This window comes from Desulfovibrio sp. 6_1_46AFAA (genome assembly GCF_000224635.1).
GTDB classification, from domain to species: domain Bacteria; phylum Desulfobacterota; class Desulfovibrionia; order Desulfovibrionales; family Desulfovibrionaceae; genus Desulfovibrio; species Desulfovibrio fairfieldensis.
Map to the genome: position 1 here is coordinate 487,601 of NZ_JH114303.1, position 13,228 is coordinate 500,828.

At 59.6% G+C, this 13,228-nt stretch carries 10 protein-coding genes and 1 pseudogene; 6 read left to right on the forward strand and 5 right to left on the reverse strand.

Features of this window, described 5'->3' with window-relative positions; translation table 11 throughout:
• Positions 1–386 (reverse strand): annotated as a pseudogene (locus tag HMPREF1022_RS17510) (IS5 family transposase); the annotation flags it as partial.
• 208 nt (positions 387–594) lie between these two features.
• Between HMPREF1022_RS17510 and HMPREF1022_RS12020 the strand changes: the two are divergent.
• Positions 595–1,017 (forward strand): universal stress protein, encoded by a 423-nt coding sequence (locus HMPREF1022_RS12020; protein WP_008682875.1) that lies wholly within the window; start codon positions 595–597, stop codon positions 1,015–1,017.
• An 87-nt stretch (positions 1,018–1,104) separates the two neighbouring features.
• On the forward strand, positions 1,105–2,547 hold the full coding sequence (locus HMPREF1022_RS12025) for a phospholipase D-like domain-containing protein (protein ID WP_009303323.1): 1,443 nt from the start codon (positions 1,105–1,107) through the stop codon (positions 2,545–2,547).
• Positions 2,548–2,827: 280 nt separating this feature from the next.
• Here HMPREF1022_RS12025 and HMPREF1022_RS18230 read toward each other — a convergent pair whose 3' ends face one another.
• The 4 genes from HMPREF1022_RS18230 to HMPREF1022_RS12040 form a co-directional block, all read right to left on the reverse strand.
• A complete protein-coding gene (locus HMPREF1022_RS18230; RefSeq protein WP_156802963.1) occupies positions 2,828–3,160 on the reverse strand; it encodes a hypothetical protein in 333 nt (110 codons plus the stop codon).
• Positions 3,161–3,238: 78 nt separating this feature from the next.
• Entirely contained in the window at positions 3,239–5,065 is a 1,827-nt protein-coding gene (gene glmS, locus HMPREF1022_RS12030) for a glutamine--fructose-6-phosphate transaminase (isomerizing) (protein ID WP_009303324.1), read from the reverse strand.
• Positions 5,066–5,409: 344 nt separating this feature from the next.
• The gene (locus HMPREF1022_RS12035) at positions 5,410–7,332 is read right to left on the reverse strand and encodes a SurA N-terminal domain-containing protein (protein WP_009303325.1); all 1,923 of its coding nucleotides are present in this window, start codon (positions 7,330–7,332) and stop codon (positions 5,410–5,412) included.
• Positions 7,333–7,518: 186 nt separating this feature from the next.
• Positions 7,519–9,129 carry a sigma-54-dependent Fis family transcriptional regulator gene (locus HMPREF1022_RS12040; RefSeq protein WP_009303326.1) on the reverse strand — a complete coding sequence of 537 codons (1,611 nt, stop codon included), beginning with the start codon at positions 9,127–9,129 and terminating at the stop codon, positions 7,519–7,521.
• A gap of 487 nt (positions 9,130–9,616) precedes the next feature.
• Here HMPREF1022_RS12040 and HMPREF1022_RS12045 point away from each other — a divergent pair, with 487 nt between their 5' ends.
• The 4 genes from HMPREF1022_RS12045 to HMPREF1022_RS12060 are packed head-to-tail and all read left to right on the forward strand — an operon-like array spanning position 9,617 to position 13,211.
• Complete coding sequence (locus tag HMPREF1022_RS12045; protein WP_008682887.1) at positions 9,617–9,901, forward strand: UxaA family hydrolase; 285 nt, start codon at positions 9,617–9,619, stop codon at positions 9,899–9,901.
• A 5-nt stretch (positions 9,902–9,906) separates the two neighbouring features.
• Entirely contained in the window at positions 9,907–11,067 is a 1,161-nt protein-coding gene (locus HMPREF1022_RS12050) for a UxaA family hydrolase (protein ID WP_008682888.1), read from the forward strand.
• Positions 11,068–11,084: 17 nt separating this feature from the next.
• Positions 11,085–12,398, forward strand: coding sequence for a histidinol dehydrogenase (hisD, locus tag HMPREF1022_RS12055; protein WP_009303327.1), 1,314 nt, complete (start codon positions 11,085–11,087; stop codon positions 12,396–12,398).
• A gap of 45 nt (positions 12,399–12,443) precedes the next feature.
• Positions 12,444–13,211 (forward strand): SDR family NAD(P)-dependent oxidoreductase, encoded by a 768-nt coding sequence (locus tag HMPREF1022_RS12060; protein ID WP_008682891.1) that lies wholly within the window; start codon positions 12,444–12,446, stop codon positions 13,209–13,211.
• Positions 13,212–13,228: the final 17 nt, after the last annotated feature.

Below are 13,228 nucleotides of genomic sequence, written 5' to 3' on the forward strand. Positions count from 1 at the left end.
AACCATATGAAACTTGGTCGTCCAGCCGCCTCTCGGACTTTCCGATGGACTGCGGACCTCGTTTTTTTAAGGTCCCCTGTTCCATCGGGATGAACCTTAACAATAGTACTGTCGAGAGAAACTGCTTCTATTTTAAGGCGGAGTATCTGCTCTTGTTGAAGGCGTTCAAATATACGGTCAAGAACTCCGTTCTTGCTCCAGCGGTTCATGCGCGTGTAGATGCTGTGCCAACAGCCAAAATTTTTCGGCAGTCCACGCCATTTACACCCATGCTCCGCAACGTACAGAATCGCATTCAACACCTGGAGATTGTCAAAATGGACATTACCTCTTTGGCGCGGGAAGCAGTCAGCGATTCTCTCATATTGTTCGCGAGTAATTTGCATAAGACATTCTTACGGAATACTCGCTCTTTGTCAAATAGTGTTAACAGGCCCTAGAGCATTTCAACTTTAAACGGTGAGGCGCACGGTCTTCGCGGACGACGAAAGCAAGCGGCACCAACGGGCAAAGGCTTGCGCAAAACGCGGCGGCATGCGAAAATACCACGGCCCAGGCAGGCATACCGCCACTGAGGGCAGACAAGGAGTAAACATGTACAAAAAAGTTCTTCTGCCGGTGAGCGGCAAAAAACACGGCGAACGCGCCCATCAGGCTCTTAAGCATGCCTTGGGTCTCTGCTCCGGCGAGATCATCCTGTTGCACGTCACCGAGCCGCTGTCGCAGATCGTGGGCGGCGAAGCCCATACCGAACTGAAGCGCGAGGAAGCCGCCAAAGGCCTGACCCTGCTCTGCCCGCTTATCGAAATTCTGGAAAAAGACGGCGTCAGCTTTCACACCCGCGTGGAAGAGGGCACCCCGGCGGAAACCATTGTGCGCGTGGCTGATGAGGAAAACGCGGATCTGATCGTCATGTTCACCGACGGACGCGACGGCCTCGGCGATCTGCTGATCGGTTCCATCACCGAGCGCGTGCTGCGCAATACAGATACCCCTCTGCTGGCCGTGCGCCACTAGAGCGGTTCCGGCTCAGGCGGAAAGGGCCCGCGTTCCTTTCGCTCCTCGCCTCTCCGGCGAAGGGCGGCGGGGCCGTCAGTGTCCGTGATGTCCCGTGATGCCGAAGAGTGCCTTGTGCTGATACTGCTGGAAACTCTGGGCCTGCTGGCCGTCCACATCCTCTCCTGGGTGGCGGTCTGCCATGCGTTGCTGACCAAGCGAGACCCGCGCTCGGCCTTGGGCTGGACCGCCACGGCCCTGCTCCTGCCCATACTGGGGCCGTTGCTTTACGCACTTTTCGGCATCAGCCGGGCCGAGAGCCGGGCCGACAAGATCATGCGGCAGCAGGCCACCCTGGAGCCCGAATACGCCCATCCGCCCTGCCCCGTGCAGCCTCCGGAGCAGGTGCCTGAAAATATTGCCCGCATGGCGCACCTGGGCCGCCGCCTGACGGACCAGCACCTCTGCGGCGGCAATGCACTCCGTCCGCTGCGCAACGGCGACGAGGCCTATCCGGCCATGCTTGAGGCCATCGCGGCGGCACGGAACCACGTTTTTCTGGCTACCTACATCTTCAATGCCGGCAAGGTGGGCGCGGCCTTTACCGAAGCCCTGGCCGCGGCGGCCGCGCGCGGCGTGGATGTGCGCGTGCTGGTGGACGGCATCGGCACGCTCTACTCCTGGCGCAAGCCCTGGAAGAAGCTCGCCGCGCGGGGCATCAGAACCGCGCTTTTCCTGCCGCCCAAGCTCTTCCCTCCCAATCTGAGCATCAATCTGCGCAATCACCGCAAGGTGCTGGTCTGCGACGACATCGGCTTTACCGGCGGCATGAACATTTCCGACGACAATATCCAGAGCCTGCGGAAAAGCTGCGTGCAGGATGTGCATTTCCGTTGTCTGGGGCCCATCGTCAATCAGCTGCGACGCGCCTTCCTGCTCAACTGGGGCTTTTCCACCGGCGAATACACGCCCCTGCCGCCCAGCTCCACCGAGCCCAGGGGCGAAAGCCGCTGCCGCATCGTCATCGACGGCCCCGGCTCGGACGCGGACGTGCTCAACGATCTTTTCTGCGGGGTCATCAACACGGCCCGGAGTTCAGTACGGATCATGACCCCGTACTTCCTGCCCTCGCACGACCTCATGTCCAGCCTGCGCTCGGCGGGCCAGCGCGGTGTGGACGTGCGCGTGGTGCTGCCCGCCAAAAACAATCTGCCGTATGTGCACTGGGCCACGTTCCGCCTGCTGCCGGCCCTGCTCAGCGCCGGGGTGCGGGTCTGGTACCAGCCGCCGCCCTTTGCCCATACCAAGCTGCTGGCCGTGGACGGCTATTACAGCCAGATCGGCTCGGCCAATCTGGACGCCCGCAGCCTGCGCCTGAACTTCGAACTGAATATGGAAGTCTTTAATCCCGCCTTCCACGGCCTGCTGGCCGGGCATATCGACACCATCATCAGCCGGAGCCGCGAAATCAGCCTTGAGGATCTGAAGCGCCAATCCCTGCCGGTCAAGCTGCGCAACGCGGCCTGCTGGATTTTTTCGCCCTATCTGTAGGCAACAAAACTTCGTTCCGAACTCCATATTTTGTTAAAACCCCACAAAGGCCGTCGGCATTGCCGACGGCCTAGGGTGTGACAGGCAGGCGCATCTGAAACGCTGTCAGCATGTCTCTGATTGCATTATTTTAACTAGTTAATAGTGATACTGATCGCGCTGCGGAGTTGAGCAAAGCCCCCTTTGCTCCGCCGAAGCGAAGCGCAGGCGGATGGCTGGTGCCGGGAGAATCCTAAAAAATGCGCTAGCCGTTGCCGCGTCAGCGGCTTGCTTGAGCCGTTCACGGCGAAGCCGTGTTACGGATCAAGACAGCACCGCTACGGATAGCGATAGCGATTTCCTTGGATATAATTTTGCGCAACCAATTGCTGTCTTCATCCGTAGCTTCCTTCGTCGCAACGGCTGAAGCAAGATTTTTCGGCGCGGGCAAGGAAAATGGCGCTTTTGCGCGGAAACCGACCGGAAGGCGGCCCAAAGGGCCGTGCCCGTTGGCGAGCCGGGCGAGCTTTACGGGCATCAAGAGCAGAGCTGTACTCACGTATGTGAGCAGCAAAAAGCGCCAGATGACGCCGCCCGCGCCGAAAAGGCTGGTTTTGACGGATAATCGCGGCAAATAAGAGGCCAGCAAAAACCGAAATTAGATACGTCTGCCCTGAGAGGTGTGAAGGAGCCCCTTCCCTCACAACGGTTTTTATTCCACCGTAACGCTCTTGGCCAGGTTACGCGGCTGATCCACATCCTTGCCCAGATAATCGGCGGTTTCATAGCTGAAGAGCTGAAGCGCGGGCAGGGCCATGAAACCGGCCAGAGGCGCGGGCAGGGCCGGAATGATCCAAGGATCGTCCACGGCTAGGTCCAGCCCCGGATTGGTCAGGGCGATGACCTTGCCCTGGCGGGCCTGCACTTCCACGATATTGGATTTGACCTTGGGGAAGAGCGCGTCGTCCAGGGCCAGAGCAAAGGTGGGAAAGGCCGGGTCAATAAGCGCGATGGGCCCGTGCTTCATTTCACCGGCGGCATAGCCTTCGGCGTGGATGTAGGACAGTTCCTTGAGCTTGAGGGCGCCTTCCAGGGCCAGGGGAAAGCAATGCCCCCGCCCGAGATAGAAGAAATTGCGAGCCTGGGCGTATTTGCGCGACAGCTCGCGGGCCTTGTCGTGCATGCCCGGCAACTGGGATTCCAGCAGGGCGGGCAGGGATTCCAGCAGGCCGATGAGCTCACGCCGCCGCTCCTGCGGCAGCGCATTTTGACGCCCGCCCCAGTACAGGGCCATGAGGGCCAGTGTGAGCATCTGGCTGCACATGGCCTTGGTGGAGGCCACGCTGATTTCCGGCCCGGCCTGGGTGTAGATCACGGCCGAAGCCTCGCGCGCGATGGACGAGCCCACCACATTGCAAAGGCCCAGCACGGCCACACCGCGCTCGCGCGCGATGCGCAGAGCCGCCAGAGTGTCGGCGGTCTCGCCGCTCTGGCTGATGACCAGAACCATGTCCTCTTTGTCCAGAATCAGGCTGTCGCGGTAGCGGAATTCCGAGGCGATTTCCACCTGCACCGGCACCCCGGCCCAGTGTTCCAGCAGATGGCGGCCCCAGAGCCCGGAATGATAGGAGGTGCCGCAGGCCACGATGTGCAGGCGGCGCGGCACGGGCAGCGCATCCAGTTCAGGCAGCAGGGCCGCGTCGCGGCCCGCGTTGATCCGGCCCGCCAGGCCGTCGGTAATCACGCGCGGCTGCTCGAAAATCTCCTTGAGCATGAAATGGCGGTAGCCGCCCTTTTGCGCGGCCTGCATGTCCCACTGGATGGTCTGCACCTCATGCTCCACCGGAGCCAGGTCCGCCAGACGCAGGATTTCATAGTGAGTGGCCGTGGCCCGCACCACTTCGCCGTCCTCCAGAAAGACCACCTGCCGGGTATAGGGCAGAAAGGCCGGGATGTCCGAGGCCACAAAATTTTCGCCCGTGCCCAGGCCGAAAATCAACGGCGCGGACATGCGCGCGGCGTAGATGGTTTCCGGCTCGCCGCGATCCATGAGGCAGACGGCATAGGCCCCGTGGGCCTCACGCAGGGCCGCCGCAAAGGCGTGCAGCAGATCGGGCTCGCTTTTGCGACTCTCGGCGATCAGATTGACCAGCACCTCGGTATCGGTTTCAGAGTGGAAGACATAGCCCTTGGCCGTGAGTTCGGCCTTGATTTCCTGGTAGTTTTCAATGATGCCGTTGTGCACCAGGGCCAGAGAGGCATCGTTGCTCAGATGGGGATGGGCGTTGCGCTCCGCCGGCACGCCGTGCGTGGCCCAGCGAGTGTGCCCCATAGCGCAGGTGGCCGTGGAAACCGGCTCCTGGGCCAGCTTTTCCTCCAGGGCCGCCAGTTTGCCCTTGGCTCGCACCACGCGCAGAGCGCCTTGGCGCACAAAGGCCACGCCGGCCGAATCATAACCCCGGTATTCCAGACGGCGCAGGCCCTCCACCACCACGGGCACGGCGGGCCGGTGGCCCGCATATCCGATAATGCCGCACATATCTCTTACTCCCGCAAGACCCGCTCACTATGAGGGGTCGTTTAGACTCAAGACTTCATTAGAGCATTTTGCGCTTGAAAGTATCGTTTAGCGGCGAAGTAAATTCGCCTTGCGATAATTTCGCGGTGCGGATTTTCACGGAAAATCCACACAGAGCGTTAAGATATTTTCAATATCAAAACGCTCTAACCGGTACAGTGAAAAAACGGGCATGGCCCAAGGAAGTACGTTCCGGTACAACCTGGGCCATGCCCGGCGTGCGACGCAGCCCAGAGGGCCGCCGGTTTCGCTCCGCACCGCGCGCGAACCGGCGGACCGGCTTCAAATGCTTGGAAAACTCTTCTCTACAGATTGACGCGATCCACAATATCCGTATTCAGCACTTCCACCTTGGCCTTGGAGGCAAGGTTCTGGATGAAGACCTGATACAGACCGTCCACCCGTTCGCGGGCCACGCCGTTGGCCATCAGGTCGCGCACGGTATTCCACTCCTGCGGATCGGGCGGCAGCACGGCGTCCACGCGGCAGAGCAGTGCGCCCGGGCCTTCGCTTTTGCCGTCCACGGCATAGGCCGATGGCAGCCAGGTTCCGGGCTTGGCGGTAAAGACGGCTTCGGCCAGAGCCTCATCGGGGTTGAAATCCGCCAGATTCCCGCCACGATCCATGGCCGGGGCGGTCTTGATGCCCAGGCTCGCCTTCAGGGGCTGGGGCAGGGGACCGTCCTTCAATTCCTTGCGACGGGCCGCGGCGCTTTCCACAGCGGCCTTGAGGGCCTTTTCGGCGGTCAGCTTGGCCACAATGGCGCTCTTCACCGCGTCGAGCGGCTGGGTGGACGCGGGTTCAGCCTTGATGATCCGGGCCACCAGATATTTGTCCCCGGCCTCCAGGGCCGTGTCCACGGGCGCGCCCGTAGCGGTGGCGATAAGAGCGGAGGCTCCGACCGGGGTTATGCCCAGCTTTTGCTCCAGTTCGCTCTGGCTGAGCAGGCCGCTCTGTTCCGCCTTGAGGCCGAAACGGGCAGCGCTCTCGGCCAGAGGCTTGCCCAGAATATTGTCTTCGATCAGGCTGTCCAGCACATCGTGCAGCTTGTCCGCGCCCTGTTCCTGCGCCATGGCCTGGCGCACTTCCCGGGCAGCGTCCTTGAAGGTCTTGAGGCCGCCGGGCTTCTTGTCTTCCACCTTGATGATGTGCAGGCCGAAAGGACTGCGCACGGGCTCGGACACCTGCCCGGCCTTCAGGGCAAAGGCCGCGTCCTCAAAAGGCTTTACCGTCTTGCCGGGGGTAATCCAGCCCAGTTCGCCGCCGGGACCGGCCGCATTGGGGGCGTTATGGGTATCGGCCACAGCCGCGAAATCCTTGCCGCTCTTGAGCTCGGCCTGGATTTTCGCCACTTCTTCGCGGGCCTTTTTCTCCGCGTCGGCCGGGGCGTTTTCAGCCAGAGGCACCAGAATGTGCGCGGCCTTGACCTGCGCGGGCTCTTCAAAACGGCTCTTGTTGGCCTCGTACCATTTCTGAGCATCCGCCTCGCTGACGCTCTCGGGCTTGACCAGACCGCCGGGCGTCACGCTGACATAGGCCACGTCCACTTTGGGCGGAATGGCAAAATCTTTCTTGTGGGCATCATAATAAGCCGTCACGTCCTGATCCGTGACCTTGACTTCGCCGGAAAAATTCTTGGCCGGAATGAACAGATAGTCCACCACCCGTTTTTCCCGCAGGAAATTATAGCGGTTTTGGGCTTCGTCCGGGTCCACCCAGACCGGCGCGGTGACCAGGGTAAAAATCTTTTCGCGCAGCAGCTGATCGCTCATATCCTTCTCATACTGGGCCGGGCTGATCCGCTGGGCGGCCAGCACACGCGTGTAGGCTTCGGGATCGAAGCGGCCCTGGGCATCCTGGAAGGATTTGATCCGTCCCACGGCCTGGCGCAGTTCCAGCGGCGTCACACTGACGCCCGCGCGCGCGGCCTCCTGGGCCAGCAGGGTTTGCTGGATCAGATCGCGCAACACCTGGCGGCCCAGATGCTGCTCCTTGAGCTGCTCGCGGGTAACGCCGGGATTATTGCGCAGGATCGATTCCTCCGCATTGCGGTAGGCCTGCTCAAACTGCTGGACCAGAATGGGATCGCCGTTGACGATGGCCACCACATTGGCGGAGTTCCTGTCGTTGAAACTGCCCACTCCCCAGAACACGAAGACCAGGATGATGACGCCGAAAGCCACTTTGACGCCGAAAGACTGTGCGTTGGAACGAATATAATCGAGCATGCGTACTCCGGAATGCCGAATTGTCCTCTTGCCCGCGGCGAAGGCCGCCAAAAGCAAGGGCGCTGACAGAAGCGGAAAGTATAAGCGCCTTTGCGCGGAAACTCAAGAAAAGGAAGGCCCGCGCGCCGTCGAGGCCTCAATCTGTTTGTGACTGAGGCTCGCAGGCTGCGGATATTTTAAAAGAGCCTACGGCGTGATGCCCAGCTTGCGCAGCCTGTGTTGCAGGGTGGAGCGGGGCACGCCCAGCAGGGCGGCGGCACCGCGCGGTCCGGACAAACGCCCCCCGGTCAGGCGCAAGGCCTCCAGAATATGGGCGCGCTCGTTTTCCTCCAGAGTGGGCAGGGCCGGACCCGAACATGACCCGGCCCCCACATGCAACAGGCGGCCTTCCACCGCAGGGACGGCTTCCGGCGAGGCCGGGGCAGGCGCCTCCGTCTCCGCCGACGGCTCCCACTCATGCAGGGCATCGCGCACAAAGCTCTCGGTCACGGCCCCGTCCAGGGAGTGCAGCAAAAGGCGGCTGATCACATTGCGCAATTCGCGAATATTGCCCGGCCAGTCGTGGTTGCAGAGATCCCCCAGCACCCCCCTGGACAGGCGCGGCGGCCGCAGATCCCATTGCCGGGAAAACTGGCTGATGAAGTATTCAACCAGAATGGGAATGTCGTTCTTTCGTTGCCGCAACGGCGGCAGACGCAGGATGACCGAGGCCAGGCGGTAAAAGAGATCACGCCGCAAGCGGCCTTCAAGCAGGGCCTTTTCCAGGTCTATGTTGGTGGCCGACAGCACGCGAATATCCACGCCGATGGAGCGCGCCTCGCCCACCCGCTCAAAGGAGTTCTCCTCCATGACCTGCAGGAGCTTGCTCTGCATATCCGGCGAAAGCTCGCCGATTTCATCCAGAAACAAGGTTCCGCTCTGGGCCATTTCAATCCGGCCGATGCGCTTGGCGTAGGCCCCGGTGAACGCGCCCTTGGCATAGCCGAACATCTCGCTCTCAAACAAGGTCGGGGCCAGGGACGGGCAGTTCACCTTGACGAAATTGGCCGCCCGCCTGGGGCTGCTCCGGTGCAGCCAGCGGGCCAGCATGCTCTTGCCCGTGCCGGTCTCGCCGATGATCAGCACCGGAATATGCAGCTTGGCGACCTTGCGCGCCACGGACATGACCCGGGCCATGTCCTGGGTTTCCAGCAGGCGGTCCACCAGCGGGGCCGAACCGGAGGCATCCGGCGGGGCGGGATCACGGTTGCCGTTGGCCGATGAACGTTCCTCCGCCAACACCGCGAACAGAAAAGTAGTCAGCACCGGACTCAGTTCCAACAAAAAATTCAGGATCTCCACCACATTGTCCGGCTGACGCACAAAGGAAACGTGCAGGGTGCCGATGACTTCGCGGTTCAGGATCAGAGGCAGGGCGATGGTGGCGTTGAGCCCCACACTGGCTAAAGGCAGAGGAGTATCCCCTACGTCCTGCGAAGCCAGGTCATTAATGACCACGGGTTTACGCGACGCAATAGCCATACCGGCCACGGTGTTTTGAGCGATCCGGGTATTGGAAAGGGATTCCACCACTGTGCCGTCGGCGGCGGTGAAAAGGTTCAAGAATTCCCGCTCCGCGTCATAGAGATTAATGCAGAAACGGTCATAGTTGAAAAGCAAGCGTAATTGCCGGGAAAGAATTTGGAAAAAGGCATTGCGGTCCATTTTACCGGGAACCAGACGCGATAGGTGCTGAATAACCCGGGCCACGGCCAAGGGTACGTTGCCGAGATCGGCGGTAGAGCTTTGCTGGAACATGGACGATGCCTTCCGTATTTGCCCGTATTTGGTCAGACTATGCCGACATATAAGCAGTTTTGTCCGTGATGTCCAGATATTCATTGAACATCCAATCATCATTTAATTAAAAATACTTATAATTTCAGTTAATTAATAGCAACTTACTTTTCTGGCACAACGATTGCTATTACTTTTATATTAGAGCAAAAAGACTATTTTGAATGTATTTTCAAATGTTAATTAGCAAAAATTACATATTTTAATCGGGAATATTTCTATCCAATATGGAATAAATAGAGACAAATCCTTCTATATGACAGCCAATATTTTTATATAGATACTATTTTTACGTTATTATTTAAAAAAACAACAGTATGATAGAAGCCCGCCCCTTCGTTGATCGCGCTTATGCCGAACCAGACAGCGGATGCGCCCCCGGCCTTTGCTCGGGAGCATCAGATAGACGTGGATCTGTTTTTTAACCCGGCTTCTTAAGGAGGAGCATATGACAACGCATTTTGTAGTGCATGAGCCCGGCGACAGCGTCGGCGTGGTCGTGGTGGAAGGCGTCAAAAAAGGCGATATCCTGACCGGCTGGGTCATGGACGGCGATACAACCGTCGAATGCGCGACTCTGAACGACATCCCCATCGGCCATAAGATCGCGCTCCAGGATCTGGAGGCCAATGACACCGTGATCAAATACGGTACGGATATCGGCAAAGTAGTCAAACCCATCAAACGCGGCGAGCATCTGCACGTGCACAATGTCAAAACCAAGAGGTGGTAATTCCGATGAAAGACACATTTATGGGCTATCGCCGCGACAACGGCCGGGTGGGTATCCGAAACCATGTGGTCATTCTGCCCCTGGACGATCTTTCCAACGCCGCCTGTGAAGCCGTGGCCAACAACATCAAGGGGACTCTGGCATTACCCCACGCTTACGGCCGTCTGCAGTTCGGCGAAGATCTGGAACTGCATTTCCGCACCCTGATCGGCACGGGCTGCAATCCCAACGTGGCGGCTGTGGTGGTCATCGGCATTGAACCGCAGTGGACGCAGCGCGTTGTAGACGGCATCGCCGCGACAGGCAAACCTGTGGCCGGTTTCGCCATCGAAAAGCACGGCGATCTGTCCACCATTTGCGAAGCTTCGCGCACGGCCAAGGAATTTGTTCACTATGCCACAGAACTGCAGCGCGTGGAATGCCGGGTCAACGAACTCTGGGTCTCCACCAAGTGCGGAGAATCGGACACCACTTCCGGTATAGCTGCCAATCCCACAGTGGGTAACGCTTTTGACAAGCTCTGGAAGGCGGGGGCCACTACCTTGTTCGGCGAAACCACGGAAATTACCGGCGGTGAGCACCTTGTCATGGAGCGTTGCGCCACGCCCGAAGTGCGCAACAAGTTCAAAGCCTTTTTCGACCGCTACGCCAAGGTGGTGGACGACCATAAAACCAACGATCTCTGTGATTCCCAGCCTACCAAGGGCAATATCGAAGGCGGCCTGACCACCATTGAGGAAAAGGCCTTGGGCAATATCCAGAAAATCGGACGCGAGGCCCCGGTTATCGGCTGCCTGGACAAGGCCGAAAGCCCCACCGGACCGGGTCTGTGGTTCATGGATTCTTCATCCGCTGCGGCTGAAATGGTCACTCTGGCGGCTGCCGCCGGTTTTGTGGCCCACTTCTTTCCCACGGGCCAGGGTAACATTATCGGCAATCCCATTCTGCCGGTCATCAAACTTTCGGCCAACCCCCGCACCGTGCGCACCATGCGTGAACATATCGATGTGGACGTCTCCGGCATCCTGCGCCGCGAAATAAATCTGGATCAGGCCGGAGACCTGTTGCTCGACATGTTGCATCGCACATGCCAAGGGCGCAACACCTCTGCCGAAGCCCTTGGGCATCAGGAATTCATCATGACCCGGCTCTACGAAAGCGCCTAACATCCGAGAGGAAGAACATGGCTGTCACCTACTTGAAAAGAGCAAGCAAGACTCCGGAAACGGAAACCGCCACGGCGCAGAAAGTGGTCAACGAAATGCTGGCCGAAATCTTGAAACGCGGTGAAGACGCCGTGCGCGACTATGCCCTGAAGCTGGATAAATGGTCGGGCGAGATCATCATGTCTGAAGACGAAATCCAGAAAAGCATCAAAGACGTGCCCGCCGGTGTCAGGATGGATATCGATTTCGGAGTCAAGCAGGTGCATGACTTTGCCCTGGCCCAAAAAAACTCCATAAAGGACTTCAGTGTGGAGCTGTACCCCGGCGTGACTGCTGGGCAGCGCGTCATCCCGGTCAATGTGGTGGGCTGCTACGCACCCGCCGGACGCTATGCTCACATCGCCTCGGCCTACATGGGTGTGGCCACAGCCAAAGCTGCGGGCGTCAAAACCATTGTGGCCTGTTCCAGTCCCTTCCGGGGCGGCGGCATGCATCCCTATTTGCTCTATGCTTTCAAGGCCGCCGGAGCCGACGTGATCATGACCTTGGGCGGCGTGCAGGCCATCGTCAGCATGGCCTATGGCCTGTTCACCGGCAAGGAGGCCGATGTGGTGGTGGGGCCGGGCAACAAGTTCGTGGCCGAAGCCAAACGCGTCCTTTTCGGCAAAGTGGGTATCGACGTTTTTGCCGGACCTTCCGAAATCGCGATCCTGGCCGACAAAACAGCCGATGCCGAAATGGTCGCCTGGGATCTGGTGGGTCAAGCCGAGCACGGCGTGGAATCCCCTGCCTGGCTGATCACTACCAGCAACACTTTGGCCGAAAAGGTTATGGAACTGGTGCCTAGGCTTATCAAGGCCCTGCCGCCACTGGCCAAGGAGGCGGCTGGCAACGGCTGGCGGGATTACGGCGAAGTTATTTTGTGTGACAGCCGCGAAGAGGCGGCAGCCAAATCCGATGAATACGCGCCGGAACATCTGGAAGTACACGCGGCCGACTTACAGTGGTGGCTGGGAAATCTCACCAGCTACGGCTCCCTGTTCCTGGGCGAGGAAACCACGGTTGCCTATGGCGACAAGTGCAGCGGCCCCAACCATGTACTGCCCACCAAACGCGCCGCCAAGTACTCTGGCGGTCTCTCCGTGCACAAGTTCATGAAAACCCTGACCTGGCAGCAAATGACCAGAGACGCGGCCATACATATCGGCGGCGTGACGGCTCGCATCTCCAGGTTGGAAGGCATGGAGGCCCACGCCCGCACCGCTGATGCGCGTCTGGCCAAATACGCTCCGGGCCGTGAGTTCGACCTTGGAACACCGGTGAAGGAATAAACCAACACCCTCAACCCTCTGAAATATCTGCCATAGGAGGTCACAGTGAATATCTCGGCCCTCTTCGACATTTCCGGCAAAACGGCCCTGGTTACCGGCGGCAATTCCGGCATCGGCGAGGCAATGGGCCGGGCACTGGGACTGGCCGGAGCGCATGTACTCCTGGCGGCCAGACGCAAAGAAGCGTTGGACCATGCGGTGGAACGCATGCGCAAAGACGGCATTCAAGCGGGCAGCCTTGCCGCAGACCTCAGCAGCCCGGAAAAGGCTCTGGCCTGCGGCAAGGCTGCCCTGGATACTTTTGGCCCGGTGGACATCCTGATCAATGCCGCCGGCGTGAATATGCGCCAACCTTTTATGGAAGTCAGCCCCACGAACTGGGCCACACAGATCAACCTACACCTCTCCGCGCCTTTCTTTTTAACTCAGGCACTGGCTCCGGGCATGGCGCGGCGAGGCTGGGGCCGGATCATCAATATTGCCTCCCTGCAATCCTTCCGCGCCTTTGCCGACAGCGCTCCGTACGGCGCAGGCAAGGGTGGCGTCGTGCAACTGACCCGTGTCATTGCTCAGGAATGGTCGGGGCGGGGCGTCACATGTAATGCCGTTGGCCCCGGCTTCTTCCCCACCGCTCTGACCCGACCGGTTTTCGATAATCCGGAGCTTGCTGGCAGAAATGCCGCCCAGACCTGTATAGGCCGCAACGGCACGCTGGAGGATCTTTACGGCTGCACCGTATTTCTGGCCAGCGAGGCTTCGGCCTATATTACCGGCCAAGTAATCATGATCGACGGGGGCTTTACCGCCCGTTGAGACAATATTGCAATATT

Coding starts and splice junctions, on each gene's coding strand:
- HMPREF1022_RS12020 (WP_008682875.1), top strand. CDS start 595: ATGTACAAAAAAGTTCTTCTGCCGGTGAGCGGCAAAAAACACGGCGAA.
- HMPREF1022_RS12025 (WP_009303323.1), top strand. CDS start 1,105: ATGTCCCGTGATGCCGAAGAGTGCCTTGTGCTGATACTGCTGGAAACT.
- glmS (WP_009303324.1), bottom strand. CDS start 5,065: ATGTGCGGCATTATCGGATATGCGGGCCACCGGCCCGCCGTGCCCGTG.
- HMPREF1022_RS12035 (WP_009303325.1), bottom strand. CDS start 7,332: ATGCTCGATTATATTCGTTCCAACGCACAGTCTTTCGGCGTCAAAGTG.
- HMPREF1022_RS12040 (WP_009303326.1), bottom strand. CDS start 9,129: ATGTTCCAGCAAAGCTCTACCGCCGATCTCGGCAACGTACCCTTGGCC.
- HMPREF1022_RS12045 (WP_008682887.1), top strand. CDS start 9,617: ATGACAACGCATTTTGTAGTGCATGAGCCCGGCGACAGCGTCGGCGTG.
- HMPREF1022_RS12050 (WP_008682888.1), top strand. CDS start 9,907: ATGAAAGACACATTTATGGGCTATCGCCGCGACAACGGCCGGGTGGGT.
- hisD (WP_009303327.1), top strand. CDS start 11,085: ATGGCTGTCACCTACTTGAAAAGAGCAAGCAAGACTCCGGAAACGGAA.